At 71.8% G+C, this 26,105-nt stretch carries 22 protein-coding genes and 2 pseudogenes; 7 read left to right on the top strand and 17 right to left on the bottom strand.

What is annotated here, in order from left to right:
• Nucleotides 1-103 precede the first annotated feature (103 nt).
• The 3 genes and pseudogenes from ABZ915_RS15455 to ABZ915_RS15445 form a co-directional block, all read right to left on the bottom strand.
• A complete protein-coding gene (locus ABZ915_RS15455) occupies nucleotides 104-1,315 on the bottom strand; it encodes a hypothetical protein (RefSeq protein ID WP_361801826.1) in 1,212 nt (403 codons plus the stop codon).
• 434 nt (nucleotides 1,316-1,749) lie between these two features.
• A complete protein-coding gene (locus ABZ915_RS15450) occupies nucleotides 1,750-2,814 on the bottom strand; it encodes a Gfo/Idh/MocA family oxidoreductase (protein WP_361801823.1) in 1,065 nt (354 codons plus the stop codon).
• Nucleotides 2,815-2,838: 24 nt separating this feature from the next.
• A pseudogene (locus tag ABZ915_RS15445) lies at nucleotides 2,839-3,045 on the bottom strand (sugar ABC transporter ATP-binding protein); the annotation flags it as partial.
• Nucleotides 3,046-3,325: 280 nt separating this feature from the next.
• On the opposite strand from ABZ915_RS15445, the gene ABZ915_RS15440 reads away from it, so the two are divergent.
• On the top strand, nucleotides 3,326-5,005 hold the full coding sequence (locus tag ABZ915_RS15440) for a hypothetical protein (RefSeq protein WP_361801820.1): 1,680 nt from the start codon (nucleotides 3,326-3,328) through the stop codon (nucleotides 5,003-5,005).
• Nucleotides 5,006-5,481: 476 nt separating this feature from the next.
• On the opposite strand, the gene ABZ915_RS15435 is transcribed toward ABZ915_RS15440, so the two are convergent.
• The 6 genes and pseudogenes from ABZ915_RS15435 to ABZ915_RS15410 all read right to left on the bottom strand — a co-directional run.
• A complete protein-coding gene (locus ABZ915_RS15435; RefSeq protein WP_361802467.1) occupies nucleotides 5,482-5,769 on the bottom strand; it encodes a CPCC family cysteine-rich protein in 288 nt (95 codons plus the stop codon).
• A gap of 491 nt (nucleotides 5,770-6,260) precedes the next feature.
• Complete coding sequence (locus ABZ915_RS15430; RefSeq protein WP_361801817.1) at nucleotides 6,261-6,761, bottom strand: GNAT family N-acetyltransferase; 501 nt, start codon at nucleotides 6,759-6,761, stop codon at nucleotides 6,261-6,263.
• A gap of 146 nt (nucleotides 6,762-6,907) precedes the next feature.
• Nucleotides 6,908-8,431: an aldehyde dehydrogenase family protein gene (locus ABZ915_RS15425; RefSeq protein WP_361801814.1), complete on the bottom strand. Its 1,524-nt coding sequence runs from the start codon at nucleotides 8,429-8,431 to the stop codon at nucleotides 6,908-6,910.
• 94 nt (nucleotides 8,432-8,525) lie between these two features.
• Nucleotides 8,526-9,806: a GAF domain-containing protein gene (locus ABZ915_RS15420; RefSeq protein WP_361801811.1), complete on the bottom strand. Its 1,281-nt coding sequence runs from the start codon at nucleotides 9,804-9,806 to the stop codon at nucleotides 8,526-8,528.
• 66 nt (nucleotides 9,807-9,872) lie between these two features.
• Complete coding sequence (locus ABZ915_RS15415) at nucleotides 9,873-10,472, bottom strand: N-acetylmuramoyl-L-alanine amidase (RefSeq protein WP_361801808.1); 600 nt, start codon at nucleotides 10,470-10,472, stop codon at nucleotides 9,873-9,875.
• A gap of 52 nt (nucleotides 10,473-10,524) precedes the next feature.
• Nucleotides 10,525-10,689: pseudogene (locus tag ABZ915_RS15410) on the bottom strand (acetamidase); the annotation flags it as partial.
• A 341-nt stretch (nucleotides 10,690-11,030) separates the two neighbouring features.
• Between ABZ915_RS15410 and ABZ915_RS15405 the strand changes: the two are divergent.
• On the top strand, nucleotides 11,031-11,918 hold the full coding sequence (locus tag ABZ915_RS15405) for a DUF4232 domain-containing protein (protein WP_361801805.1): 888 nt from the start codon (nucleotides 11,031-11,033) through the stop codon (nucleotides 11,916-11,918).
• A gap of 18 nt (nucleotides 11,919-11,936) precedes the next feature.
• Here ABZ915_RS15405 and ABZ915_RS15400 read toward each other — a convergent pair whose 3' ends face one another.
• The 3 genes from ABZ915_RS15400 to xylB all read right to left on the bottom strand — a co-directional run bounded on the left by ABZ915_RS15400 (nucleotide 11,937) and on the right by xylB (nucleotide 15,217).
• Entirely contained in the window at nucleotides 11,937-12,431 is a 495-nt protein-coding gene (locus ABZ915_RS15400; protein WP_361801802.1) for an NUDIX hydrolase, read from the bottom strand.
• Between the two features lie 35 nt (nucleotides 12,432-12,466).
• Nucleotides 12,467-13,675, bottom strand: coding sequence for an ROK family transcriptional regulator (locus ABZ915_RS15395; protein ID WP_361801799.1), 1,209 nt, complete (start codon nucleotides 13,673-13,675; stop codon nucleotides 12,467-12,469).
• A gap of 96 nt (nucleotides 13,676-13,771) precedes the next feature.
• Nucleotides 13,772-15,217, bottom strand: coding sequence for a xylulokinase (gene xylB, locus ABZ915_RS15390; protein WP_361801796.1), 1,446 nt, complete (start codon nucleotides 15,215-15,217; stop codon nucleotides 13,772-13,774).
• Nucleotides 15,218-15,371: 154 nt separating this feature from the next.
• Between xylB and xylA the strand changes: the two genes are divergently transcribed.
• Together xylA and ABZ915_RS15380 are read left to right on the top strand one after the other, a co-directional pair.
• A complete protein-coding gene (gene xylA / locus ABZ915_RS15385; RefSeq protein WP_361801793.1) occupies nucleotides 15,372-16,538 on the top strand; it encodes a xylose isomerase in 1,167 nt (388 codons plus the stop codon).
• Between the two features lie 158 nt (nucleotides 16,539-16,696).
• Nucleotides 16,697-17,092, top strand: coding sequence for a hypothetical protein (locus tag ABZ915_RS15380; protein WP_361801790.1), 396 nt, complete (start codon nucleotides 16,697-16,699; stop codon nucleotides 17,090-17,092).
• A 13-nt stretch (nucleotides 17,093-17,105) separates the two neighbouring features.
• On the opposite strand, the gene ABZ915_RS15375 is transcribed toward ABZ915_RS15380, so the two are convergent.
• A complete protein-coding gene (locus ABZ915_RS15375) occupies nucleotides 17,106-18,446 on the bottom strand; it encodes an esterase-like activity of phytase family protein (protein ID WP_361801787.1) in 1,341 nt (446 codons plus the stop codon).
• A 267-nt stretch (nucleotides 18,447-18,713) separates the two neighbouring features.
• Here ABZ915_RS15375 and ABZ915_RS15370 point away from each other — a divergent pair, with 267 nt between their 5' ends.
• Together ABZ915_RS15370 and ABZ915_RS15365 are read left to right on the top strand one after the other, a co-directional pair.
• Nucleotides 18,714-18,896 (top strand): hypothetical protein, encoded by a 183-nt coding sequence (locus ABZ915_RS15370; RefSeq protein ID WP_361801784.1) that lies wholly within the window; start codon nucleotides 18,714-18,716, stop codon nucleotides 18,894-18,896.
• Nucleotides 18,897-19,173: 277 nt separating this feature from the next.
• The gene (locus ABZ915_RS15365; RefSeq protein ID WP_361801781.1) at nucleotides 19,174-22,470 is read left to right on the top strand and encodes a hypothetical protein; all 3,297 of its coding nucleotides are present in this window, start codon (nucleotides 19,174-19,176) and stop codon (nucleotides 22,468-22,470) included.
• Nucleotides 22,471-22,509: 39 nt separating this feature from the next.
• Here the strand turns inward: ABZ915_RS15365 and ABZ915_RS15360 are convergent, their stop codons facing one another.
• The 3 genes from ABZ915_RS15360 to ABZ915_RS15350 form a co-directional block, all read right to left on the bottom strand.
• A complete protein-coding gene (locus ABZ915_RS15360; protein WP_361801778.1) occupies nucleotides 22,510-23,385 on the bottom strand; it encodes a hypothetical protein in 876 nt (291 codons plus the stop codon).
• 131 nt (nucleotides 23,386-23,516) lie between these two features.
• Nucleotides 23,517-23,813, bottom strand: a complete 297-nt coding sequence (locus tag ABZ915_RS15355; protein ID WP_361801775.1) for a hypothetical protein — start codon at nucleotides 23,811-23,813, stop codon at nucleotides 23,517-23,519.
• Between the two features lie 131 nt (nucleotides 23,814-23,944).
• The gene (locus ABZ915_RS15350) at nucleotides 23,945-24,487 is read right to left on the bottom strand and encodes a PadR family transcriptional regulator (protein ID WP_361801772.1); all 543 of its coding nucleotides are present in this window, start codon (nucleotides 24,485-24,487) and stop codon (nucleotides 23,945-23,947) included.
• Nucleotides 24,488-24,627: 140 nt separating this feature from the next.
• On the opposite strand from ABZ915_RS15350, the gene ABZ915_RS15345 reads away from it, so the two are divergent.
• Complete coding sequence (locus ABZ915_RS15345; protein WP_361802464.1) at nucleotides 24,628-25,401, top strand: alpha/beta hydrolase; 774 nt, start codon at nucleotides 24,628-24,630, stop codon at nucleotides 25,399-25,401.
• A gap of 16 nt (nucleotides 25,402-25,417) precedes the next feature.
• Here ABZ915_RS15345 and ABZ915_RS15340 read toward each other — a convergent pair whose 3' ends face one another.
• Nucleotides 25,418-26,017 carry a class I SAM-dependent methyltransferase gene (locus ABZ915_RS15340; RefSeq protein WP_361801769.1) on the bottom strand — a complete coding sequence of 200 codons (600 nt, stop codon included), beginning with the start codon at nucleotides 26,015-26,017 and terminating at the stop codon, nucleotides 25,418-25,420.
• Nucleotides 26,018-26,105: the final 88 nt, after the last annotated feature.

Raw genomic sequence — 26,105 nt, 5'->3', positions numbered from 1 at the left:
GTGCTCCGCCCCCCTTGCTCCCCGCACGGGCGGAGCACCGCGAACCAGCACGTGAACGACTGAGCAGAGCCTCGACCCGGGCGCCACCGCCGGCGCTTCCCGGTCACGAAGCGGGGCGCAGTGACCCTCCGCCCTGCAAGGCGTACGTGCGGCCGCCCAGGTCGTCGTTCGCGCCGAGAGTGGGGTCGTACGTGACGGTGTGACCGTTTCCGGCGATGTTGGCGATGGTGTCGCCGGAGATTCCGCCGGGGTCGGAGAAGGCGGTGATCGCGGAGTCGGCGGTGACGTTCCAGCTGCTGCCGGCGTCAAGAGTCAGCGCGGTACCGATCGCTCTGCCGGACAGGGCCGTTCCTCCCGTGAGAGCGACCGAGGCATTGCCGCCACCCGTGGCGACCACGTCTCCGGTCAGTTCCCCGCCGAGCGCGGTGAGAGTGGCTGTGCCGCCGTTCAGCACGGTGAGGAGGCGGCCGTCGGCGGTGATCGCCGCGCCGTCCTGGACGGTGAGGGCCGCGTTGGTGCCGTCGACGCGGAAGGCGTCGCCGCCGCCCGCGTCCAGCGAGCCGCCCCGGACCGTCACCGTGGCGGAACCGCGCAGCGTGCCGCCCGCGCTGTTGAAGGCCCGGATGCCGCCCGCCGCGCCGGTGGCGGTCACGTGGTCGAGGGTGAGGGCGTTGGCGCCGTCCACGGTGGCCGCGTAGTCCTCCGCCGAGTCGATCGTGGTGCCGGAGGCGATGAGCGTTCCGGTGGAGGCGAGGGCGGGCGATGAGGGGCCGGTGGCGGTGGCGGTGCCGCCGGTGAGGGTGAGCCGGGCGTCGGCCAGCGTGGCCGCCGCGGCGGCGGACTGCTCCCCGGTCGTGCTGACGTCGACGTCCCGCAGGCTCATCGTGGCGCCGAGATTGGCGTCGGCACCGTTGGAGTAGCTCCCGGAGGTGGTGACACGGCCGCCCGTCACGGACAGGGCCGAGCCGTCGTTGGTGACGAAGACCCCGCCGGCGCCCGTCCCGTCCGTGACGACCTCGCTGTCGGAGAGATCGATCACGGCGCCGTACTCGGCGAGCACCGCGGCGTTCTGGCCGTAGACGCGGCTGTTGCCGAGATCGGTGGTGTCGCCGGACTTGGTGACCGTGGAGCCGCCCAGATCGAGGGTGCCGCCCGAGACCAGTACGGCGTTGATGTCGGCGGCGGTGGTGCCGTACTGCCGGCCGGTGAGGGAGACGGTGCCGCGGCTCTGGTTGTACGTGCCCGGTGCCGCGTCCCGGGCCACGGCCGGTACGGCGCCCGGGAGCACACTCAGGGCGCCGACGAGCAGACCCATGGCGGGGACGGTGGTGCGTAAGGGCCTGGGGAGCAGGTGAGCCACGGCATGTGCCTTTCTTGTCCCCGCGCGGGGACGGAGAGCCGAAGGAAGCGGGCGTGCGCGTCGGTCACGCCCACCCCGGTCACGTGATCGAACACGGTGATTCTTCCAGCCGAGGCCGGCCCCACCCACGGCCCGGCGGCAACAACAGACCGCTCAGCTATCGACGTTCGGCATGGCAGCCATCCGGCATGGGCATAGCTCCTCTCCGGACAGGGGCTGAGTCGGCAGCACCCGGAATCTGCGCGGGACGGCGTCCTCCCACGATGGCGGTGCCGCCCGAGGACGGCGGCACCGCCGGCGCGCCGTTGGTGTCTGGAAGAAGCCGAGCGTCTTCGGCGAGTACGGCACCAGGAGGTTCTTCGTCTGCTGGTGGTACACAGCTCGCGGCGTCAGGCCACCGCGGCGCTGGTGCCCTGAGGCAGGCCGTAGAGGCCGGGGATCGGGACCGATGCGATCGACACCCGGTGGCCGTCGCCGGCTCGCATCGACTCCAGTACGGCGTCCGACACGGCCGCGGTCAGGTACCCGTCCCACGCCGTAGCCAGCCCGAACTCCGAGGGATCGCGCCCGGTTTCGAGCGACGACACCCAGGCCCGAAGCTCACCGCGATATGCCTCGGCGTACTTCAGCGTCGCGTCGGGCGGCAACCGGGTGCCGAGTGCCCGGTCGTGGCGGACCGTCGTCGGCGCGGCCGTGTGCAGTTCTCGGGTGCCTTCCTCGCAGACGAGCTCGCAGCGGACCTCGTAGCCGTACTTGGCGCTGACGAAGAGCTCAAGCGTCGTGAGGACCCCGTCCTCCGTTTCGAGCAGGACGAACTGCGGATCCTGACGGGCCGTCCTTGTCGAGCTCCTTCCGCCGTGCCAGGGGACCGACTTGATCCCGCTGCCCAGCAGCCAAGGGACGAAGTCGAACTCGTGCACGGCCGAGGCGTTGATCGTGTGCTCGGATCCACCGGGGTAGGCGTCCACGTTCCGGTGGACGCAGTGCAGCATGAGGGCCGGCCCGAACTCGTCGGAGGTGACCGTCTGCCGCAGCTCCACGCACCCCGGGTCGAACCGCCTCATGAACCCGAGCGTCACACGGGCCCGGTTGGCCGTCCCGGAGAGGGAGGCTTCGAGGTCCAGCACTTCCAGACATTCGGCCGCGGTCGGCGCGAGCGGCTTCTCGCACAGCACCGGCTTGCCCGTCCGCAGGGCCGCGAGAGTCAGCGGGACGTGGAATCGGTCCGGTGCCGCGATGATCACGGCGTCGACGGCGGCGTCGGCTATCGCGGCTTCCGGGTCCTTCACGTACCTGGCGGTCGCCGAACCGGTGACGCCGACGCACTGCGCCGCCCGATCGGCGTCGATGTCGGAGACGACAGCGAGATGCGCGCCCTTGATCTCCTGCTCGATCCGCCGGGCGCGGTCTTCACCCATAGGTCCGGCGCCGATCACGGCCACTCCAAAACTCACAGCGCTTTCCTTTCGAGCATTGCTTCACAGGACACGAGCAAGCTCGTGTTCCAGGGCGTCCAGTTCGGCTCCGCCGGCCATCAGCCGGGTGAGCTCGTCCACGGCGATGTCCGGCTTCTCGTACAGGCTGAGGCTTGTTCCTCGCTTCAGCAGGAGGAACCTGTCGCCGACCGGATAGGCGTGGTGGGGGTTGTGGGTGATGAACACCACCGCCAGTCCGCGGTCTCGCGACCCTGGCCACCGGCCTCGGGCCGGAGGCATTCATCCCGCCGACCTGGCGGCACGATCTCTCCCACGACAGCGGTGCTACCCGCCCCTTGGGGCACACACGCTGCTGCCGGCGCAGCCTTCACCACCGCGCTCGCCGACGCGCATGAAAGGCTCGATTCAGTGAGAGGAAGGCCTCACTCCAACCTTTCAACCTCAGCGGCACCCCCAATAACTGCCTTGTCGGAGCAGGGGAGTTGGTGTGTAGTGACCTCGCACATCATCGTCCAAACGGGAGAAGAGAGTGATCAGAATCAGACGCCTGCTGGCGTCGATGACCGCCGCCGGAGTCGCGTGCATGCTGAGCGCGGCCCCCGGGGCCGCCGCAGGGCAGCACCACGCGACGGCGCCGGGCGCCGCGTCGGCGATGGGCGCCGCGTCGGCGATGGGCGTTTCGGCACTGTCGTTCAGCTCCAAGTCGGTCGACGCCACCTCAGGGTCGGCCACCATCGAACTGAACTGGACTATGACCTCGTCCAATCCGAACGCCTCCGGCTTCGGTGGCGACATCCACATGCGTCGGATGAACCCGAAGACCGGCGCCTACATCGGCACCGAACTCGCCGTCGGTTTCGACTCCCAGGGTTCACCGTCCGGCGACGTCACCATCAAGGCCGGTTCCACCCCCGCCTCGACTACGTACACATGGACCATCCCCGTCCCGCAGTACGGAGCCACGACGAAGACGACCTGGGCGGTCGAGGAGATCCAGGGTGGTGACGGCGCCGGCGACTCGATCGACTGGACCGCGCCCCAACTGTCCGCGTTCCCACGCACCTTCATCGCCGGGACCATGGTGGACCAGGGCTCTCCGAGCCTCGACCAGATCGCCCTGGCACAAGGTATGCAGGCCACCGTCTACGAAGCCCCCGGCCAAGGTGCCACGCTGCGGTACCAGCTCGACAGCCAGGAGAACAAGTCCGGCGTGTATGGCGGAACGGTTGTGGTCACCGGCCCGGGCGGCCGTACAGCCCGCGGATCGTTCGCCATCGGCTGGGACTGGAGCGAGGGCTACCAGGGCTGCGGCTACATCGACTGGAAGCAGCGGCAGGTGCTCGACTGCGCCGTGCCCCTGTCGTTGCCGGCAGGCTTGCCAGAGGGCGACTGGAAGGTCACGGAGGTGGACCTGACCAGCAACGCCGGAGTCACCCACGCCTACACCGGGCTGTCCGAAGCCGCGGTGCACGTGACCTCCGACAGTGTTCTGTCGGCGACTGGCTTCGCCTTCACCCCGAGCCAGATCGACAGCTGGCACTCGCCCATCGCGACCGCACAGCTCTCGCTGCGGCCCTCAGGCGCCCTGGGCGGGGTCAGCTCCGTCCAGCTGACGAACTGGGGAAACAACGCCCATCAGTGCACCCAGCTGTCCACCACCCCGACTGTGCAGGCGGACGGCACGGTCACCGTGCCGGTGCGCGGGCTGCGAGGCCAGTTCAGCTGCCGGCTCACCGGCCTGATCATCACCGACGGTCACGGCGACCAGGCCGTGTACGGTTCATCGCTGGGCGCCCCGGACATCGATGCCACACTGACCAACACCCCTGACACCGTGTTGCCCACAGTGGACACGGTCACCATCACCCCGGATACGGTCGCGGCCAACGACACCCGGACATGGATCAAGCTGACGATCGACGTGTCCGCCTCCACGGCCGGGGTGAACGGCCTCGACCTGTACCTGGTCGACGCCTCCGGGCACGCCGACCCGATTCTGAGCGGTGGTGTGTCCACCACCTTCTCAGGTCCGATCGATGAGTACTTCACGCTGCCGCAGGGCACCGTACCCGGCCTGTACACCATCGGCTTCAGGCTCCAGGACCAGGGCAACAAGATCGTGAGCTACGGCCTGCCCGGCAGCAGCAGCCAGCCGATGCCCGGTGGACCGGTCACCCTTAGAGTCACCGACCCGGCAACCGCCGGCTGACCATTCGGGACAGGCTCCAGGGTTTCACCTGTTCTGTCACGTCAGTGCGAGGGGCAGGAGAGTGGACCGAGAGCAGGCACGCAATAGGGCCCACAGCGCGCTGGAACGCTTGCTGCCTTCTTCCCCACCGAACTGCCTGACGAGATCACCACTTCAAGGCCTTCGGCACTCCGGCAACACGCTGGTCTCGATGGCTGAGGCCAGCACGCTGGAGTCGACGATGTGCGGGAGTCGCAGCGGCTCGCAAACTGCGCAGACCAGTCAGTACATGATGGGCGACCGTGGCCACGTGAGCGTTCGTCGGCCGGGGCCGCGATCCGCGAGGGTGGCGGATAGGCCCAGGACAAGGGGGCGCTGAGCCTGCGCGGACCCTGACCACACATGTCGAACCAAGCCCACACACGCCTGAGGTCCGGTTCAGCTAGAGGCCCATCCTGAACCGGCCCTTCCCTCTGTGCCCCCGGCGGGATTCGAAGTCAGGCCGTGGGGTTTTCGGCGGGGAGCGGCGGGCGTACAAACGGGGTGCATCGCTCGTTACAGGCTCCCATGGCATGGAAGTTGCGACGTGCCTCAGTGAGACTCAGCAGGCCGTTTGGACCACCTCGAACCCGGTCTGCGTCGTGGTCGTCCTGCCCGTCGTCCTCCCAGAAGCACACAGGACAGATCTCAGATTCGCCCCGCTCGTCGAGCGTCAGGAAGCCGCAGCAGGGGCAGCGGTACGGGCCATCCTCGGGCTTCCCGCTGAAGTGTCGGGCTGTGTGCAGGGGCGTTCACCAGCGTTCTTGAGCGGCTGGCGCGCGGACGGTATCGGGCTCCAGGCCTCGTCTGAATAGCTGCAATGGGGCTGAATAAGACAGAAACTGAGACAGACTGGCGAGCAACTATGCCGCGGACTCGCCTTCGACTTCATAGGCCGTGCCGATCACATGGTCCATAACGACCCGTGTGTACTCCCACAGGGCTGCCAAAAAGTCCGTTACACCGAAGGCGCGGCCATCGGGCGTGACGACGTGGACTTGAACCGTGATGTTGTACCGCCCCTGAATGGACTTGATACGGCCGCTAGTGCCGCGGCAGGCAACGTTTGCCCGTCAAGGAGCGGCGTCCGGTGCGTGCTCTCGGCGTGCCGGGTGCGAGCCCTCGTACTGGATGTACTTGGGCTTGTGCCCGGTGCGGCGAGAGTGCGTGCCGGGCGTCGCGACGGGGCGAACGTTGCCTGTCGCGGCACTAGTCCCCGCCCCCTGCGGATCACGCTCTACGGCTGGACTTCCAGGTCACGCTGGTACCAGGTGCCCGACTTACCGCCGAGGTCGGCCGGGTCGGCCGGTCCAACCGGGACGAACCCGGCCTTGGTCAGTACCTTCTGGGACGCGACATTGCCGCGGGAAGTGGCCGCCCGCAGTGTCCGCAGCCCGTGCCGAGCCGCCGCCAGCCGACACAGCTCCCGGACGGTCGCGGTAGCCACGCCGCGGCCGGCGACGTGCTGCGCGACCCGGTAGCCGAGTGCGGCAGTGCCGTCTTCGAAGTCGTACAGGTTGAACCGGCCCAGAACCGAGCCATCCTCCGCGACGAGCACGTAGAAGGCGCAAACGCCGGCCTCTTGCTCAGCCAGCAAGGCGCTGTGCCGGTCGGTGAACCGGCCGAAGAACTCGTCGCCGCGGTCGGAGACCGAGGCAGCGAAGTAGGCACGGTTCGCCAGCTCGAACGCCAAGACCGCCGGGGCATGGCCGGCATGCAACCGTTTCAACTCGGGCACCGTCCGACTCTACCCAGGTGGTTCGTTGTTCCGGTCATGGTGGGGATGGATTGGGAGTAAGGACGTTTTTCGACTCGCTGCTCAGAAGTGCGCCCAGAAGGGCGCCTGCCGGGCATCCGCCCTGGTCAGGCGCCCTTTTTCTGCGTCTAGAAGAAGCCCAGCTTCTTCGGCGAGTACGAGACCAGAAGATTCTTCGTCTGCTGGTAGTGCTCCAGCATCATCTTGTGCGTCTCGCGGCCGATTCCGGACTGCTTGTAGCCGCCGAACGCCGCGTGCGCCGGGTACGCGTGGTAGCAGTTCGTCCAGACGCGGCCCGCCTGGATCGCGCGGCCCGCGCGGTACGCCGTGGTGGCGTCGCGGGTCCACACGCCGGCGCCGAGGCCGTACAGGGTGTCGTTGGCGGTCTTGATGGCGTCGTCGAAGTCGTCGAAGGAGGTCACGGAGACGACCGGGCCGAAGATCTCCTCCTGGAAGATCCGCATGCGGTTGTCGCCCTCGAAGATGGTCGGCTGGACGTAGTAACCGCCTTTCAACTCCCCGTCGTACTCGATGCGTTCACCGCCGGTGAGGACTTTGGCCCCCTCCTGCCGGCCGATGTCCAGGTAGGAGAGGATCTTCTCCAACTGGTCGTTGGAGGCCTGGGCACCGATCATCGTGTCGGTGTCGAGGGGGTGGCCGGGCTTGATCTGCCGGGTGCGGGCGACAGCGGCGTCGAGGAACTCGGCGTAGTTGCCGCGCTGGACGAGGGCGCGGGACGGGCAGGTGCACACCTCGCCCTGGTTGAGCGCGAACATGGTGAAGCCCTCGAGGGCCTTGTCGCGGAAGTCGTCGTCGTGGGCCCAGACGTCGTCGAAGAAGATGTTCGGTGACTTGCCGCCGAGTTCCAGTGTGACCGGTTTGATGTTCTCGGAGGCGTACTGCATGATCAGCCGTCCCGTCGTGGTCTCCCCGGTGAACGCGACCTTCGCCACGCGCGGGCTGGACGCGAGAGGCTTGCCCGCCTCCACGCCGAAGCCGTTGACGATGTTGACCACGCCCGGTGGCAGCAGGTCCGCGATCAGGCTCATCCAGTAGTGGATGGAGGCCGGGGTCTGCTCGGCGGGCTTGATGACGACCGCGTTGCCCGCCGCGAGCGCCGGGGCGAGCTTCCAGACCGCCATCAGGATCGGGAAGTTCCAGGGGATGATCTGCGCGACGACCCCGAGCGGCTCGTGGAAGTGGTACGCCACCGTGTCGTCGTCGATCTCGCCCAGCGAACCCTCCTGCGCGCGGATCGCCCCCGCGAAGTAGCGGAAGTGATCGATGGCCAGCGGGATGTCGGCGGCCAGCGTCTCACGCACCGGCTTGCCGTTCTCCCAGCTCTCGGCGACCGCCAGCGGTTCGAGGTGGGCCTCCATGCGGTCGGCGATCTTCAGCAGGATGTCGGAGCGCTCCGTCACCGACGTGCGTCCCCAGCCGGGAGCGGCCGCGTGCGCCGCGTCGAGCGCCCGCTCCACGTCCTCCGCGGTGCCGCGGGCGATCTCGGTGAACGGCTGCCCGTTGACCGGCGAGGGGTTCTCGAAGTACTGCCCCCGGGCGGGCGGCACGTACTCGCCGCCGATGAAGTGGTCGTAGCGCGCCTGGTAGGAGACGATCGCGCCCTCGGTGCCGGGCGCCGCGTAACGGGTCATGCTGGTCTGCCTCCCGATGAAGCGCTGCCCGCCGTTGGGCAGCTTCCCGCGCGAGGCTAGGAACCGGAACGTTGCGAGGACGTTGCGCGGCCCGTCAGCGCGCTGCCCGACGGGCCGGAGACGCCGGTTCCGCCGTCAGCTCCGACTCCAGCGCCGTGAGCCGCGCCCGTACCGCCGCCGTCGGTCGTACCGCCACGAGCGCCCGCCACACCTCGAGGTCCTCCTCGCCCCAGGGAGCGTGCGCCCAGTCGGCCAGCAGATCAGGGTCGCGGCGGGCGATCAGCGCGGCCCGCAGCCCGTCGGCCAGGCGCCGCCTCAGCCGTACCACCGCAGGCGCCTGCGAGGCGGGCAGCAGCGGGCCCGCGTACGCGGCCGCGGCCGCCGTCACCGAGCCCGCCCGCAGCCGCCGTTCGGCGACGGTGACATCCGACTCGACCGGCGCCGTCAGCCGGTACGGCCGGGACGCGAGCAGCCCCGGGCCGAGCAGCCTGCGCAGCCGGGCCAGTTCGGCGCGCAGTGTCACCGGCGGCACCGACTCGTCCTCGTACAGTGCGCACAGCAGTTCGTCGCCGGTCAGCCCCTCGGGATGGCGGGCCAGCAGCACCAGCAGTTCGCTGTGCCGGCGGCTGAGGACGATCCGGCGGCCGTCCAGCCGGAGCGTGGCCTCGTCCCGGCCGAGCGCGGTCAGCGCCGGCGCCTCGTCGGCGGGCCCCGGCGGCGCGAGCAGGGCGAGCTGCGACTCGGCGGCGCGCGCCACCGCCTGTACGAAGCCCAGGCTGTGCGGGTGTGCCAGCCCGTCCCCACCGGTGATGTCGACCGCGCCGAGCACCCGGCCGGTGTACGGATCGTGGACCGGCGCGGCCGCGCAGGTCCACGGCTGGACCCGCCGGATGAAGTGCTCCGCCGCGAACACCTGCACCGGCCGGTCCACGGCGACCGCCGTGCCCGGCGCGTTCGTCCCGACCGCGGTCTCCGCCCAGCGCGCGCCCGGGACGAAGTTCATCCGGTCCGCCCGGCGCCGGGTCGCCGGATGACCCTCGACCCACAGCAGCCGGCCGTGCGCGTCGCACACCGCGAGCAGATGCTCGCCGTCCGCGGCGAACGGCCCCATCAGCTCGCGGACCAGCGGCATCACCCGGGCCAACGGATGCTCCGCCCGGTAGGCGCCCAGGTCACCGTCGGTCAGTTCGACGCTGGCGGTGCCGTCCGGACCGACGCCGGCCCGTGCGCTGCGCCGCCACGAGTCCGCCACCACCGACCGCACCGGCCGCGGCACGGTGCCCGCCGTGGTGAACGTCTCGTGCGCCCGGCGCAGCGCCCGGACACGCTCGGCGGGGTCGGCCCCCGGCTCGAGGGCCATCCAAGGATCGGTCAACGCGGCCTCCCGGACGACGATGCGGCTGGGGACATCGTCACTCGGGGTGGTGACCCGGACAACCGGTCAGGCGAAGTTGACCAGTCTGATGTAGCGCACCCAGTCCCAGTTCGGCCCCGGATCGGTGTGGTCTGTCCCCGGTACCTGGTAGTGGCCGATGATGTGGGCCCGGTCCTTCGGGATGGCGTACGTGTCGCAGACCGCCGCCGTCAGCTTCGCCGACTGCTCGTACAGGGCGTCGGTGAAGTAGGCGGGCTGGTCCACCCAGCCCTCGTGCTCGATGCCGATGCTGCGGGTGTTGTAGTCCCAGTTCCCGGCATGCCAGGCGACGTTCGCCTCGCGCACGCACTGCGCGATGTGCCCGTCGGCGGAGCGCACCAGATAGTGCGCGGACACCGCCTTCTGCGGGTTCTGGAAGATGGCCAGGGTGTCGGTATAGGTCTCCTGGGTGACGTGGATGATCACGCGGTCGATCGTGTAGGTGCCGGGTCGGCCGGACACCGTGTAGTTGGAGCTGGTCGCCGGCTGCCACTCGGCGCTCGGGTAGTCGACGGTTTCGGCCTCGGCACCGGCCCGCGTGGCGGGAAGCAGCGCGTAGGGGACGGCCGCGAGGGCCGCGCCCTTGAGCAGGTGTCGTCTGGTGGGCAGTGATCTGTGCCGGTCCATGCTGGGGTTGCCTTCCGGAGTGGGGGGTGGGGGAGCGGGCTGCGGAGTCGGGTCACGGTCGGTCGCGGAGGACCGCGGCCGTTTCGCGCAGCCGTGCGTGCGGCCATTCCTCGCGGATCTTGGCCACGCACGTGTAATCGGTGTCGCACACGTTGGCCAACGGCGATTCGACCGCCCGGGTTGCGAACTGATACGCGTCCAGCCCAGCGAACCCGTAGCCACCTCGCGCAACACGACCGCGTCGCGCCGCCGCCCGTCAGACGTCTCCCCCGACATGTGTTTCCCCCGTCCGGATGTGTCCCCTCGTCCGCCTCTCCACGCCGTCACCTCGAGCCGCTGGCGGCTGCGCCTCGCGTGAATCACGGTACGGCGCTTGCCGGTTGGGCAGAAGGACGCCGGACTTTTCCGTGGATGACGCAGGAGTTGGGGACAACTCCGCCACTCGATCGAGTGAACTTGTCCCGGGACTCGGCCGGTTCCGGCCCTGTGACGGTCCTGTGACCGGAGGAGTGGCTTCCACCACAGCCCGCCGAGGTGGCGTACTGATCCACTCGGCGGATGCGTACCGCCCCCGCCATCGTGTCGGCTGCCGTCGCCGGCGTCCTGCTGCTGCTCACCTCGTGCTCCCGGGCCACCGGTCTCGCGGTCCCGTCTGACGGTCCCTCGTGCGGTGCGCGACTCTCCTCGGGACCGGCCGCGACCGCCGAGCCCTCCGCCGGCGCGACCGGCGATGTCCGCATCGACGACCCGGGCGGCGACGGCACGCACGACTGCGTCCGGTTCCAGGTCACCAACCACGCGACGAAACCGTTCACGTACACCATCGGCTTCGCCTTCGTCTCCGACGCCGGGGCACCGTCGGCCGACACGTACCGGATCGTGCCGAACGTCCGGCCCGGCCGGACGGTGACCGGCACCGTCGGTACGAGCGACCTGCCGCCGGGTGCGCGGGGCTGGTCGGGGGTGCGCATCACGAAGGTGCGCGGCGTGCCCGTCGACGAGGCACCCGCTCCGGGCGGTCCCTGCCCGTCCTCGGGGCTGCGCCTGTATGCCGACGAGGGCGATGCCGCCATGGGCCTCCGCGTGGTGGGCCTGCACCTGGTGAACTGCGGGCCCCGGCCCCAACGGCTCACCGGCTACCCCCGGCTGAGCCTCCTGGACGAGGACCACCGTCCGGTCGACGGGGTGCGGATCCTGCGGGGCGGCTCGGCCATCGCGTCCGGCACCGGCGCGGACGGCCCGGCCCGGCCGCTCTCCCTGAAGCCGGGCCAGAGCGCGCACGCAGGTCTGGTGTGGCGCAACACCGTCCTGTCCGGCACCGCGGTGAACGTCCCCTACGTCAGGGTCTGGGCGAAGCCGGGCGCCTCGCCGGTCATGGTGACACCGGAGCTGGACCTGGGCACCACGGGGAAGGTCGCCGTCGGTCCCTGGAAGCGGGACGCCTAGGGACTTTCGCAACAGGCCTTAGATGAGGGGCTCACCCTCCCGCAGGCAGACGACGGTGCCGGACAGGGTCGCCCTGCGCAGCGCGATGAGGGTGGGGAGACGCGCGGTGAGCGGTGTCTCGGCCAACTCGTCGACGGCGAACAGCCCGTAGCCGTCGTGCTCGAGGCTGAGCCGGACGCGTGCTTCGTCGTCGAGGGTGCCGCCGTGGAAGTAGCAGTCGAGAACCGGTCCGGTCCCCAGGACGTCCACCCGGTGGTCGACACCGATGAGAGTGGGGATCGCCCCCAGTTCGATGCCGGTCTCCTCCAGCATCTCCCGTCGCGCCGCCGCCCACGGATCCTCGCCGTGGTCGACCATTCCGCCCGGCAGCCACCATGTCCCTGCTGTCGGCTGGCCGGGCCCGTACCGCAGGAGCAGCATGCGGTCGCGGGCGTCCATCATCACGATGCAGGAGGCCAGAAGTGCCTGCGGCTGGGTCTTGACCCATTCCTCACGAGGTATCCATGCCGCCACGTGTGCCCCCTCGCTCCTCCGCTCCGCTTCGCTCCTCAGCTTCGTTCCGCCACCGCCGCCGGATCGTCCAGGACGGCGCGTATCACCGAGTGCGCGGCGCCCAGCAGCGGTCCTTCGGGGCCCAGGCGGGACACAGACACCGGGCAGGCGGGTCCCGCGGTGCGGCTCGCCAGTTCGGTCTCCAGGGAGGGCAGGAGCCAGGGCGACAGCCCTGCCAGCGCGCCGCCCAGGACGACGGAATCGGGGTCGAGCAGGTTGACCGCCCCGGTCAGGGCTATACCGAGGGCCGTGCCGGCGTCGCGGAGCGCCCGCCGTACGTCCGCGTCCCCCTCCTCGGCCCGCCGGGCGAGCAGCCCGACGAGGTCCTCACCCGGTTCGAGCCCCGCCGCGCGCAGAACCGCTTCCTCACCGGCGTACTGCTCCAGGCAGCCCCGCCCGCCGCACGGGCACCGGGGTCCGTCCGGGCGGACCGGCACATGCCCCAGTTCGCCCGCGAATCCCCGTGTCCCGCGCAGCAGTCCGCCGTCCACGACGACCGCGGCGCCGATGCCGATCTCCGCCGACACGTGCAGGAAGTCGCCGGGTGTGTCCGCCCCGAGCCAGAGCTCCGCCAGCGCACCGAAGTTGGCCTCGTTGTCCACGGTCAGCGGTATGCCCGTGGGCAGCAGGGCTCCGAGGTCGGCGTCGTGCCAGTCGAGGTTCGGGGCGCGTACGACCGTGCGGGCGTCCCGCGCCACCAGGCCGGGCACGGCGACCGCCAGTCCGGCGGGCCACAGGCCTTCCCGCTCCGCCTCCGCGACGACCCGGCGGACGAGCGCGTCGAGCTCCTCGAGCACCGGTCCGGGCGCTCGGCCACGGTTCGCGCGGTGCCGGACGGCCCGGACCCGTACCTCGCCGCGCAGGTCGACCGCGCACACCGCGAGGTGGTCGACGCCGACCTCCGCCCCGATCCCGGCCGGCCCCCGCCCGCTGACCGCGAGCGCCGACCCCGGCCGGCCCACCCGGCCGGGGCGCTCCGGACCCAGCTCGTGCAGCAGTCCCCACCGGACCAGCTCGTCCACCAGTGTCGACACCGCCGCCCGCGTCAGGCCGATGCGCGAGGCGACCGCGGCGCGCGAGAGCGGCCCCTCGGCGTTGACGGCGTGCATCACCCGGGCGAGGTTGCGGCGGCGCATGCCCTGCTGTGTGTCCGGCAGAGCCCGGCCAGGGCCGGCCGGGCGGGCCTCGTGCAGCGGTGCGCTCATGCCTCCCCCAGTCCTCGGTCCGTCTTTCCGTTCAGTGTGTCGTTCCGTCGGTGCGCCGGCCCGTTTCCGAGCCGCCGTGGTCCGGACGACGGACGGTCAGCGGCCGTCCGTCCCCCGCTCCAGCAACGGCGCCGCGTCGGAGAGTACCCCGGCGATCCGGGCCAGCGTCTCCTCGTCCCGCTCCACGGCGTCCAGCACCGGTCCGGCCGTGGTGTTCCAGCGGCGGGCGACCGCGGCCGGGTCCTCACCCGTCAGCAGTCCGGCCGCCTGCGCCGCGGCGCCGAGCGCGACCAGCTCCCGGGCCTCGGGCACCTGCACCGGCCGCCCCGACAGACGCCGGACCGTCTGCTGCCAGGCCGCGCCCCGGGCCCCGCCGCCGATCAGCAGCAGCGGCTCGGTGCGGTCCGCGTCCTCGTCGAGCACCAGGTCGAGCGCGCCCAGCAGGGAGTGCACGGCACCGTCGTACGCCGCCTGTAGGAGCTGCCCGCCGGTCGTGTCCTGGCGCAGGCCGTGCAGCAGGCCGGAGGCGTTCGGCAGGTTCGGGGTGCGCTCGCCGTCGAGGTAGGGCAGGAGCGTCACGGAGGTGCCGGGCTCGACGGCCTCACGGTCCAGGCCCAGCAGGGCCGCCACGCGGTCGACCGCGAGGGTGCAGTTCAGGGTGCAGGCCAGCGGCAGCCAGTCGCCGTGGGCGTCGGCGAATCCGGCGACGGTGCCGCTCGGGTCGGCCGGACGGTGCCTGGAGACGGCGTACACGGTGCCCGACGTGCCCAGACTGAGCACCGGCGTGCCCGGGCGCAGCCCCAGGCCAAGGGCTGCCGCCGCGTTGTCGCCGGTGCCGGGAGCGACCAGGGTTCCCTTGGAGAACGGCAGGTCGTGGCTGTCGCGGACCGTTCCGGCCACCTCGCCCGGCCGCACCACTCGCGGCAGCAGTGCCGGGTCGAGGCCCACGTGCGCGAGGATCTCCTCGTCGTACGCCTCGGTCCCGGACGCCCACCAGCCCGTCCCCGAGGCGTCGCCGCGGTCGGTGGTGCCCTGCCCGGTCAGGTGGCCGGTGAGGTAGTCGTGGGGCAGCCGTACGGCCGCGGTGGCGCGGACCGCGTCCGGCTCGTGCTCGGCGAGCCAGGCCCACTTCGTGACCGTGAAGGACGCACCGGGCACGCTGCCGGTCCGCTCCGCCCAGGCCTTCGGGCCGCCCAGCTCCTCTACGAGCCGGCGGGCCTGCGGCGCCGAGCGCACGTCGTTCCACAGCAGCGCCGGGCGCACCGGCTCACCCCGGGCGTCCAGGGTGACCAGTCCGTGCTGCTGGCCGCCGATCGACACCGCGGCCGCCTCGTGGGCCGCGTCCCCGCACTGGTGCAGCGCCGTGCACAGGGCTTCCCACCACTGGCGGGGGTCGCTCTCCCGGCCGGCGCCGGAGGAGACCGTGTGCGGCGCCTGGCCGCTCGCCACGATCCGCCCGGTGGCCGCGTCGACGACCAGGACCTTGGTGGACTGGGTGGACGAGTCCACCCCGACGACGAGCGGACCCTCGGCTGCTGACATCGGGCTCTCCCTCTTTCCGCGGCTCGCGGGATCTGGTCTCGAGATCCGACCTCGAGAACATCTTGTCCCTTCCCAGGGACGCGAGCGCATACTAATTTGTAAATCGCCATGACGAAATAGTCGCAAGCGAGCCAAGCGAGCAAGGAGCCGCGGCATGAGCTACCAGCCCACCCCCGAGCACAGGTTCACCTTCGGCCTGTGGACCGTCGGCTGGCAGGGACGGGACCCGTTCGGCGACGCCACGCGCCGCGCCCTCGACCCGGTCGAGACGGTGCAGCGCCTGGCCGAACTGGGCGCCTACGGTGTGACGTTCCACGACGACGACCTGATCCCCTTCGGGTCCTCGGACACCGAGCGCGAGTCGCACATCAAGCGCTTCCGCCAGGCCCTGGACACGACCGGCATGACCGTGCCGATGGCCACCACCAACCTCTTCACGCACCCGGTCTTCAAGGACGGCGCGTTCACCGCCAACGACCGCGACGTGCGCCGTTACGCGCTGCGCAAGACCATCCGCAACATCGACCTGGCGGTCGAGCTGGGCGCGAAGACGTACGTGGCCTGGGGCGGCCGGGAGGGCGCCGAGTCCGGCGCCGCCAAGGACGTGCGCGTCGCCCTCGACCGTATGAAGGAGGCCTTCGACCTCCTCGGTGAGTACGTCACCTCCCAGGGCTACGACCTGCGCTTCGCCATCGAGCCCAAACCGAACGAGCCGCGCGGCGACATCCTGCTGCCCACCGTCGGCCACGCGCTGGCGTTCATCGAGCGCCTCGAGCGGCCGGAGCTGTACGGAGTCAACCCCGAGGTCGGCCACGAGCAGATGGCCGGGCTGAACTTCCCGCACGGCATCGCGCAGGCCCTGTGGGCGGGCAAGCTCTTCCACATCGACCTCAACGGCCAGTCCGGCATCAAGTACGACCAGGACCTCCGCTTCGGCGCCGGTGACCTGCGGGCCGCGTTCTGGCTGGTCGACCTCCTGGAGAGCGCCGGTTACGACGGTCCCCGCCACTTCGACTTCAAGCCGCCGCGGACCGAGGACCTCGACGGCGTGTGGGCGTCGGCGGCCGGCTGCATGCGCAACTACCTCATCCTGAAGGAGCGTGCGGCCGCCTTCCGTGCCGACCCGGAGGTCCAGGAGGCGCTGCGCGCCTCGCGTCTGGACCAGCTGGCCCAGCCGACCGCCGCGGACGGCCTCCAGGCGCTGCTCGCCGACCGCACGGCCTTCGAGGACTTCGACGTGGAGGCGGCCGCCGCGCTGGGGATGGCCTTCGAGCGCCTCGACCAGCTGGCCATGGACCACCTGCTAGGGGCGCGCGGCTGAGCGCACACACGCGCGCGTAACCGGTGACGCGTACGCGAGCGTGGCGCTGACCTTCCCGCGCGCGGAATGCTCCGGAACAGTGCGGTCCATGGTGTGAGCCGGTGTCAACTTCCGTGCGCCGGTCGCCCGATTAACCGCATGAGGCGATGGTGGACGGTATGACCACACCATCCGTACCGCCTCCGCCGCCCGGACCGCCGGGCGGCGGTTTCGGACCGCCTGCCGACAGGCCGGGCCCCGGCCCGCGGAGGCGCCGGGGTCCGCTCTTCGCCGTCCTGGCCGTACTCGCGGCGGCCGTGGCAGTCCTCGCCGTCGTCCTGATGGCCTCCGGGGGTGACGGCTCCCCGGACGACCAGCGGCCGGAGAGCACGGCCACTTCCAGCGGCTCCGCGTGGCCCTCGTCGGGTCTGCCGACTGAACTGCCCAGCAGGCTGCCGTCGGGCCTGCCCTCCGGGCTGCCGAGCGGTCTGCCGTCGGGGTTCCCCAGCGTGCTGCCGAGCGAGGTGCCGAGCGATGTGGAGTCGCTCATCACCTCGCTCCCGGACCTGCCCTGAGACCGGCTGCCCGTCAGATGCCGTCGGGCAGCCGGACGTACGTCACCGTCGTCTCGACACCGCTGTCCACCAGCCGGCCCTGCGCGTCGAAGGCGCCCGCGCCGTCCGTCATCCCGAAGTCGTTGTCGTTGATGAGCGCCAGCGTGTCGTCGTCCACGCGCGCGATGCCCTCGATCTTCCCGGGCACTCCGGCGACCTTGCCCAGGTCGACGACGAGGCGCTTGGTGAGCACTGGGACGCCCGCGGTCGCCGGGTCGTCGAGCTGCTCCAGGGACGGAGACGTCGTGTCGTCGTCCCAGGGACCACCGAGGATGTCCGACTTTCGCTGGAGCTTCACCAGCTGGAGCCGGGCCGCCTTGTCGGTGCGCTCCTCCACCAGGAGCCGGTCACGGCCCACGGCCACCACGGAGGAGATCTTGAGCTCCGACGTGTCGTCCTCGCTCGGGTCGACCACGTTCACCGGGTCGAACCGGTAGGCGTACTCGGCGGTGGCCGCCTTCTTCCTCGGCGAGAACCGCAGCAGCCGGGTCGTCCGCGACGCGTCCCCGGCGTCCGCGTCCGGCAGCGAGAGCGGGCTCTGCAGCGCTATCACGAGATCACCGCCGGGCAGCTGGGCCAGCCCTTCGAAGCCGCGATTGATCTTCCGGTGCAGCAGCACCGACGGCAGGGCCTCCACGACCGGGTAGTCCGTGCCGGTGAGACCGAGCCCTCGGGGCACGTAGCGCGTGAGCACCTTCCCGCGCGCGGAGACGTGGATCAGGGACGGGCCGTACTCGTCGACGAGCCAGAAGGTGCCGTCCTCGGCCCGCACGATCCCCTCGGTGTCCAGGCCGTTCGGGTTGTACGACAGCTGCGTGGCGGCGTCGTAGGTGTACGGCGCCTCGTCGCGGCCCTGCTGGTTCGGCAGCCCGGTGACGGGCTTTCCGGAGGATGTGGTGATCGGGACGGCGTCGATCACCTTGACGGTGTCGCCGGACACCCAGACCTTCACGATCGCCGGGTCGAAGCCCGGTAGCGGGAAGGTGCGGCGCTTCTTGCCGGCGACCTTGATCTGGCCGTTGGGGCCCCGGTCGGAAACCGTCCAGTACTCGCCCTTGCGGCCCGCCGGATAGATGTCGCTGCCGATGCCGCCGAGGTCGATGCCCCGGTCGTCGTCCACGCTGCCGGGCAGCAGCCCGTTGCTGAACGCGCCGAGGGGGATGTCGCCGAGCGTGGCCGTGCGGGTGACGTACGCGTCCCCCGAGGGTGCCGCCGCGGCCGTACCGGCCGCCACGAGAGCGGCCGCCAGGGCCAGCGGCAGACCGGTCGCGACGGTGCGGTGGACGCGGCTCCGGCTGGTGGTGTGCGGGGACATCCTGCCTCCTGGTGGGCAATTTCGCTGACGCGGCCAGATTTGGGCCCACGGCGAAACCGTGCACGGCCGGCAGGTGAACACGGGGCGTCGCCCACTCGTCGGCTTGCGCGGGAAGGCGGTGGTTATCGGCTTTCGGGGGAGACGGTCCTCAGGGGTGCGTAAGGGCCGGGCCTCAGGGACGTCTCAGGGTTACGGTCTGGAACCGTGGGAAGCGCGGGCCCGTTCTCACATCAGAGAGCGGCAGTGGCCGCAGAGGAGGCGACGCTCATGTCGAACAACGCGAAGATCGCCGCAGGAGGTGTGGCGGTCGGGCTCATCCTGCTGATATGGCTGCCCTGGTGGGTCTCGTTCCTGATCGTCCTGGGAGTGCCGGCGGCCGCGTACCTCGCGCTGGATCCCTCGCAGCGACGCAGGCTGCGCCGCGTCACGCGCAAGGAGATCGGCCGCTGAGGCGAGTCGACCACAGTGCCGTCCCCGGGCCGGCCGACGGTCCGGTCCGCGGACGGCGATGAGCCGAAGGCCGCAAATTCACTTGCGCCGTTGATCACCGGAGGACCACGATGACGGCCATGACGTATGGAAAGGAGGCCCAGCGACTCCACGGTGAGCGCTGATGGCCGGACACGAGGCGTCGCAGACGCCGTCCCGACAGCCCCTCCCTCCGCAGGCGCCGCTGACGCCTGCCTGGCTGAGGGCCCACTTCGATCCCCTGCCGTTCCCGGAACGCATGAGTGCCCTGGCGCGCTACGCCCGCACTCTCACCCCGGACGCCTACGAAACCCTGCACCACGCCCTGGACACCGGCGACCGCGACGAACGGCACACCGCGCTGTTCCTGGCCGTCGTACGGCGTGATCTGGAACGAGTGGCCGATGCCCTTGCGGATCCCCTGCTCGGGCGCCGGGCCCGCGCGGCCGCCATCCGGCTGCCGGTCCCCGAACACGCCCTGGAACGACTGGCCCTGAGCGAGATCAGGGCCATCCGTCACGACACTTTCCGGCTGCTCAGGCTCAGCCGTCGGCACGCGCTCGCCGCCCGGCTGCTGCCTCGCGTGCACGAGCGGCACGGGGTGCGTGACGCGGCCGCGTTGCTGCCCGCGTGCCCCGCCGAGACCGCGGCGGCCTGGCTGAGCCGCTTCGATCCCGCCCAGGGTGTTCTCAACTCCCTCGCCCGCACCGCACCGAGAGCCGTGGCCGGGTATCTCGCCGCACGGTTCGAAGGGTGTCCGCGGCAGGCGAGGCACCGCTTCATGACCCGGTACCGCGCCGTCGCCTCGATCGCCGCCCATCGCGATCCCGGCACGGCACTCCTGCTCATGGAACGGGCGCCGGCCCTGCTCACCTCCCCGGGGGTCCTCTCGGCGCTCCGACGACCCGCCGAAGCGGCGGCCATCCTGCGCGCGGCGGAACCCGACGAGGACGGCCGGCTGCCCCAGCACTCCGTACCCGCCGGGCCACTACCGCCCTCCGTACGGCGGGCACTGCGCGAACTGCCCGCCGAGGACCTAGCGTTCCTGGCCGAGCGCTGTCCGGCCACCGGCAGCCGCATGCGCGGCCCGGAACGTCGTGAGGTCACCCCCGACGGGCTGCTGGCGCTCCTGCCGGCGGCGGACCGGCGAAGTGTCGCCGAGCGCCGGTTCCCCGGCGGCAGACGGCTGTGGAGCGCCCCGCTCAGCCTGTTCGCCGCCCTCACCCCCGCCGACCGCGCGGAACTGCTCCGGCCCCGGCTGGACCGCCACAGCAACCGCCCCTGGATCCAGGCCCGGCTGGCCGCGGCCCTGCCGCTGGCCGACGCCGAACCGGTGCTACGGGAACTGACGTCGAACCACCGGTCCCACCACCGGGCCCCGGCCTGGCCGGCGCTGCTGGCCTGCGCGGAACTCGAGGGGGACCCCGATGAGTTCGCCCGGATCGCGGCCGACTGCGAACGCGCCTGGCACGACCAGGCGGACGTACGCCGCTGGACCCTGGAGCAACTCGCGGGTGCCGCGCCGCGGCTACTGGCCGCCCTGCCCGAACGCGTGCTGCGCGACGCCGTGCTCACCACCGTCCAGTCGCGGGACACGACACCGGCCTGCCTGGCCGCCGCCGAGCGGCTGCTGCGCCGCGTCGTCGAACAGGCCGCACGGGCCGGCCTGCGCGACCGCGCCACTCATGTGGCCGGACTGCTGGGCCAGGTCGTGCTCGCGGCGCCGCACGCCCGCGCGGTGACCGCCCTGAGCGTCGACGAGGAGGCGGCCCGGGCCATCTGGGAGGCCACCTCCGGACCGGCGCGGAACCGGCCCGACGTCACCACGGCGCTCGCCGAACTCCTCGCGCACCGGCTCGCCGCCCTGCCCGCCCTGGACTCCGCGGCCCGACAGGTCGCGCTCACCTGTGACGACCCGGAACTCGCCGCCCGTGCCGCGGCGGTCTGGGTCCGGCCGAAGCACCTGCGGGAGAGGCGCTGCGCCGAACTCGTCGCCCTGGACGCCACCTTCGCGACCCTGCCGATCGTCCTGCGGACCCTCGCCGTCCGGCGCACGGACCTCCTGGACACCGTCCTCGCGGCCGCGCGAGAACGGTTCACCGGGCGGGTACGGCCCCGCCCGGCGCCCTGGGCGCCCAAGGTGCACCCTGGGGCCATGGGCCGGTGGCTGCCCGGCCAGCGGGACGCGTGGGCCGAGCACCTCGCCCGCGTGGCCGCCGACGAAACCGCGCCCCTGCGCACCCGTGCCGACGCCGCCGCCCTGCTGAGGGATCCCTGGCGGCTGACGGCACTGGCACGGGAGGCTCCGCAGCCGGTGGCCGCGGCGGCACTCACCGCCCTCGGGGACGCCGACCAGGCCACCGACCGCACGCCGGAGGCCGCCCGCGCCGAACTGCGGGACCTCCTGCTGCGGCACGCCGCGACCGGAGGAGTGCGCGGACGGGCCGCACTGGCCGCGCTGCGGCGGCTCCTGGAGCAAGTCCCCGACCGCGACGCCGTGGCCCTGCTGGCGCCCGTCGCGGCGGCCACCGACGCGCCCGTGGGCACGCGCAAGGAGGCCGTCCGCGCCCTCGGCGCCCTGGACGGCGCGTTCGAGGCTCTCCTGGCCGCCTGGGACGCTCCCGGACAGCACCCGGACGTCCGGGCCGTACTGGCCCGCGTGCTGCTGCCCGACATCGACCGCTCCGGCGTTTCGGACCGGCTGCGCGCGGCGGCCGACGAACCCGCCGTACAGGACGCCGTCGTGCACGCGCGCGTGCAGGCGGTCCCCGGCACCAAGGGCGAGCCGTACAGGGCGTTCCTCGTGCGGCTCGTCGAGGAGGGTGGCGAGGACGCCGTGGTGGCCGCCTGCCGGGCGCTCGCGGGCTGGCTCACCCCCGAGGCCACCGACGCCCTGCGCGCGCTGTCCGAGGTGATGGCGGACCCGGACCGGCCGCACCGGGTCTGGCAGGCGGCGGCAGAGCAGTTGATGTTCTTCCCGCCGGGACCGGCCGCGGAAGCCGCCGCCCGCAGCGCATTCGACGCCATGGCCGAGCGGGTCCGCGCCGACGATCCTGAAGCACGCGTCGAGGCGTTGCGGCGCCTGCACCAGTGGTGCGAGGCCATACGGCAGGGCCTCGGACGCGGCAAGGCCCTGCATCTCCTGGACGGTCTGGCCGGCACGCTGGAGTCCGTCGGGCTGCAGACCGACGCCGCACGCCTCAGCTGGGAGGCCGCGGTGGAGGCCGTGCGCCACGGACTCCATGAGGAGCACCGGTGGAACCGTTTGGCGCGGTTGTGCGAAACGAGCCCGGGACGCATCCCTGGCATCACCGACTACGTACCCGTGGACCTGGACCGGCCGCCCACGCGCGCGGCCCTGCTCGCCGCCGCTCGCGGTCTGCGCACGCGTGCGACGGCCGCGTCCGGGGCGCTCGCCCTGGCGCTGGTCCGGGTCGGCGGTCGCAGAACGGACTGGGCGGAGCCGTGGCGGGCCGAACTGGCAGCGCTCAGGGCCCACGAGGACCCGGACATCGCGATGGAGGCCCTCCTGATCGACCCGGACAGGAGCGGGTGACCCGCACCGCCGTCGGCACCTGGCACGGCGCCGACGGCGTCAGTTCGGCCGTACCGCCAGCTTGTCGAGTGCCTCCAGCAGACCGGGCAGCTCCGGGCCCCGGCCCACCGGCAGCACCTCGCCCGGTTCGTCGTCGAGCAGCACGAAGGCCATGTCATCGGTGCGGGCCACCATCGACCAGCCCGGGCCGTCCGCGCGCAGCGTGCGGGCGTCCCCCGGCGCGAACGACGAGCGGACCCTGCCGAGCGGCGGTGGCGTGTCCACGTACGCGCGAGCTTCGGCCAGGGCACGCCGGATGCCGCGGTGGCCTTGGGGCGGTGTGTCCGCCCCGCCGCCGTCCTGCGTGTCCGCTCCGTCGTCACGCGCGTCCCCTGGGCCGTCCTGTGCCGGTCCGGAGCCGTCCGGTGTCGGGAAGTCGGCATCGTCGATCTGCCCCCGCCACATGGCCCACTGGGAGGCGATCTCATCGGCGCCCAGACGCCGCTGGGCCGGGCCCCAGGAGGTGGTGTCCGGCGGGGTCAGCACCGGCCGGTCCACGGCGTCGGGGCCGGGGTCGTGTGGCGCGGGCACGTTCGGAGCGGCGACGGCGACCGCCAGGGGCCAGCCGGGCAGAGCGGCGACGACCGTGCGCTCGTCGGGCGACAGCTCGTACTCCATGCCGCAGTCCCAGGAGGCGATCGCGACGGCGACCAGCGAGACGTCGTCGATGACGACCGTCCAGCGAGCGCCGTCGCCGTCCTGGCCGAGCACCAGGCCGTAGCCGTCCGCGTACGGCGCCAGGCCGAGCGCGGCGCACGCCTCCGGATAGTCGTCGCCCAGCACGCTCGGAAACTGCGCCGGCGTCAGCAGCACAGCCGTGAGCACGTAGAGCGCATCGTCCGCGGCGGCGACGGCCTCCTCTTCCGTCCCAGGCATCCCAGCCTCCCCAGTGGTTCGTCCAACGGCGCGCACCCTAGTGCGAGGGGAACGCCGTTGTCACGACTGCCACCACGCGGAGCTGCAGGTATCCACCTGGACGGGGCGAAATGCCGCTCGCCGGGCTCGGATCAGGCCACAGGCAGCCCCAGCAGGTCACGGGCCACCTTCCGCGGTGACTCGTCGCGTTCCCGGGCCAGCGCCATGACGGCCCGGCACGCCAGCTCGCTCACCCCGAACGACAGTGCCTCCGGCGACACCCAGGACGCGGCCTCGTCGATCCGGTCCTGGTCGTCCTCCGCGCGGGCCGACACATAGGCGGCCGCGGCATCGAACAAGTTGTGTGTGCGTTTTTCACCGTCCCCACCCGTCTCCGCGCGCCCCGAGACGGCCGGCCGGGCGATCTTCTCGCGGATCCTGCCCCACATGCGGACCACCTTCCCCTGAGTGGCGTCTCTTGCTGATCGTCCATCCGTCGTTGCTCAACGTAGAGATGGAGCCGCGGTGGCAAAAGAGGGACAACGCGGTGAAGCGGCCTTCCCTCCTCGCGCGTACCCCGCTACGCGCGGCGGCTGCCGAGCCTGTCGAGTGAGGCAAGGGTCTCGCGCAGCCAGGCGAGTTCCGCCCGGCTCGTGGCCCGGGCGACGGTGAGGATGCCGCGCCGGAACGGATCGTCCAGCTCCTCCGCGCGCAGCGGCCGGTCGCCGTCGTAGAAGAAGCTGGCCGGCTCCTCCAGGAAGGCCAGTCGGCGCCGCAGCACCTCGGCCTGCGCGGCCGGGTCCTCGAGGTGCCGGAGAAACGCGAGCACCGTGAACCAGCGGTTCTCGTCGGTGATGTCGCGCGGGGCCGGTTCGGCGAGCCTGTGCCGCAATTCGCGCCTGCCCTCCTCGGTCAGCGTCAGCACGTGGCGCGGCGCGGCCACGGAGCCCGGCTCGGTGGCACGCGCCAGCAGGCCGGCCTTCTCCAGACGCTTGATCGCGGGGTACAGCGTGCTCTCGGCGATGGGCCGTACATGGCCCGTCAGCGCAGCGATGTGCTTGCGCAGGACGTAGCCGTGCAGCGGGGCGTCGTACAGGAATCCGAGGATGGCGAGCTCCAGCATGCCCGCATTCTCTCCCAGGTCCGCTGTATGTCGTAGCGCTCGTATATCCGGTGGCGGGTATATCTGTTCCGTAATACATCGTGACCGAGGTATTGTCGGATGCGCCGACCGCCGCCGCGGCTGTGACCAAGGAGGACCTGATGAAGCACGCCGAGTTCGATGACAGGGGAAACCGCGTCCGCTGGACCGAGACCCCGGGTGCCGAACCCGCGCGCGTGTACCTGCACGGGCTGGGGGCGGCCTCGGCCGTGTACCACGCGCACATCGCGGCCCGGCCCGAACTCGCCGGCCGGCGCAGCCTGTTCGTCGACCTGCCCGGGCACGGCGTGAGCGACCGACCGGAGGCCTTCGGCTACACCCTGGAGGAGCACGCCGACGCCGTGGCGGCCGCGCTGGACGCATCGGGCGTGACGGGAGCCGAGCTGATCGGGCACAGCATGGGCGGCGCCGTCGCACTCGTGCTCGCCCACCGGCGGCCCGACCTGGTCTCCCGGCTCGTCCTCACCGAGGCCAATCTCGACGCCTTTCCGCCGGCCGCCGCGGGCAGCAGCGGAATCGCCTCGTACGAGGAGGAGGACTTCGTGGCGGGCGGGTACGCGCGCGTGCTGGAGAGGGTCGGCCCGCTGTGGGCGTCGACCATGCGGCTGGCCGACCCGCGCGGACTGCACCGCAGTGCCGTCGGCCTGAGGCGGGGCTCGGACCCCGTGATGCGCACCATCCTGGAGGGGCTGGGGATCGAGCGCGTGTATCTCCAGGGCGAGCTGAGTGGTGAACTGCCCGGCAGGGAGCGGCTGGAGGCGGCGGGGGTGCGCGTGCGGACGGTGCCGGCCGCCGGCCACAACATCATGTTCGACAACCCCGACGCGTTCGTGGCGGCGGTCGCGGGGACGGATTTGCCCCGTGCCACAGCCTGAGGCCGGGCGACAGGAGCTATCCCTCGCGGACCGCCAGCGCCAGGAAACGGGCGTCCTCGTCGACGTACGACCTCATGCGCCATCCGGAACCGGCCAGCAGTGGCCTCAGATTGCCCTCGGCGCGCAGGTCGTCCTGGGTGATGCGACGGCCCTGGCGGTCTGCCAGCGCGGCCCGCCCGATCGGGTGGAACAGAGCCAGGGTGCCGCCGGGCCGCACCACGCGCGCCAGTTCCCGGAGGTTCTCCGACGGATGCGGCAGGTGCGCGATCAGGCCCGCGCCGAACACGGCGTCGAACGACCGGGACCGCAGGGGCAGCGCGGCGACGTCGGCCAGCAGCAGTCGCGCGTGACGATCCCGCCCCGCCCGTACGGCGGCCCGCAGCATCGCCGGTGTCAGGTCGACCCCGATGACGACGCCGGACGGCCCCACGGCCGTGCGCAGCGGCGGCAGAGCGCGTCCCGTGCCGCAGCCGGCGTCGAGCACGTGGTCGCCGCGGCGCAGCCCGAGATCGGCCACGGCGGCCGCGTAGGCCGGGCCGTCGTCCGGGAACCTGCTGTCCCAGTCGTCCGCTCGGGCGGTGAAGAACTCCTGGACGTGTGTGTGATCGTCGCTCATGGTGCGCATGATCCCTCACTTGTATGGAGGGGCGCCCTGCGCGCATGTTCGAACGTGACGCGATCGTTCCGGCGCACGTCTGTGCCAG

Source organism: Streptomyces sp. NPDC046915, from assembly GCF_040644935.1.
Taxonomy (GTDB): domain Bacteria; phylum Actinomycetota; class Actinomycetes; order Streptomycetales; family Streptomycetaceae; genus Streptomyces.
Note: the sequence above shows the minus strand (reverse complement) of the source record. Positions and strands in the feature narration are given on the sequence as shown.

Coding starts and splice junctions, on each gene's coding strand:
- ABZ915_RS15455 (WP_361801826.1), bottom strand. CDS start 1,315: ATGGGTCTGCTCGTCGGCGCCCTGAGTGTGCTCCCGGGCGCCGTACCG.
- ABZ915_RS15425 (WP_361801814.1), bottom strand. CDS start 8,431: ATGACCCGTTACGCGGCGCCCGGCACCGAGGGCGCGATCGTCTCCTAC.
- ABZ915_RS15415 (WP_361801808.1), bottom strand. CDS start 10,472: ATGGACCGGCACAGATCACTGCCCACCAGACGACACCTGCTCAAGGGC.
- ABZ915_RS15405 (WP_361801805.1), top strand. CDS start 11,031: ATGCGTACCGCCCCCGCCATCGTGTCGGCTGCCGTCGCCGGCGTCCTG.
- ABZ915_RS15395 (WP_361801799.1), bottom strand. CDS start 13,675: ATGAGCGCACCGCTGCACGAGGCCCGCCCGGCCGGCCCTGGCCGGGCT.
- xylB (WP_361801796.1), bottom strand. CDS start 15,217: ATGTCAGCAGCCGAGGGTCCGCTCGTCGTCGGGGTGGACTCGTCCACC.
- xylA (WP_361801793.1), top strand. CDS start 15,372: ATGAGCTACCAGCCCACCCCCGAGCACAGGTTCACCTTCGGCCTGTGG.
- ABZ915_RS15380 (WP_361801790.1), top strand. CDS start 16,697: ATGACCACACCATCCGTACCGCCTCCGCCGCCCGGACCGCCGGGCGGC.
- ABZ915_RS15375 (WP_361801787.1), bottom strand. CDS start 18,446: ATGTCCCCGCACACCACCAGCCGGAGCCGCGTCCACCGCACCGTCGCG.
- ABZ915_RS15370 (WP_361801784.1), top strand. CDS start 18,714: ATGTCGAACAACGCGAAGATCGCCGCAGGAGGTGTGGCGGTCGGGCTC.
- ABZ915_RS15365 (WP_361801781.1), top strand. CDS start 19,174: ATGAGTGCCCTGGCGCGCTACGCCCGCACTCTCACCCCGGACGCCTAC.
- ABZ915_RS15360 (WP_361801778.1), bottom strand. CDS start 23,385: ATGCCTGGGACGGAAGAGGAGGCCGTCGCCGCCGCGGACGATGCGCTC.
- ABZ915_RS15355 (WP_361801775.1), bottom strand. CDS start 23,813: ATGTGGGGCAGGATCCGCGAGAAGATCGCCCGGCCGGCCGTCTCGGGG.
- ABZ915_RS15350 (WP_361801772.1), bottom strand. CDS start 24,487: ATGCTGGAGCTCGCCATCCTCGGATTCCTGTACGACGCCCCGCTGCAC.
- ABZ915_RS15345 (WP_361802464.1), top strand. CDS start 24,628: ATGAAGCACGCCGAGTTCGATGACAGGGGAAACCGCGTCCGCTGGACC.
- ABZ915_RS15340 (WP_361801769.1), bottom strand. CDS start 26,017: ATGAGCGACGATCACACACACGTCCAGGAGTTCTTCACCGCCCGAGCG.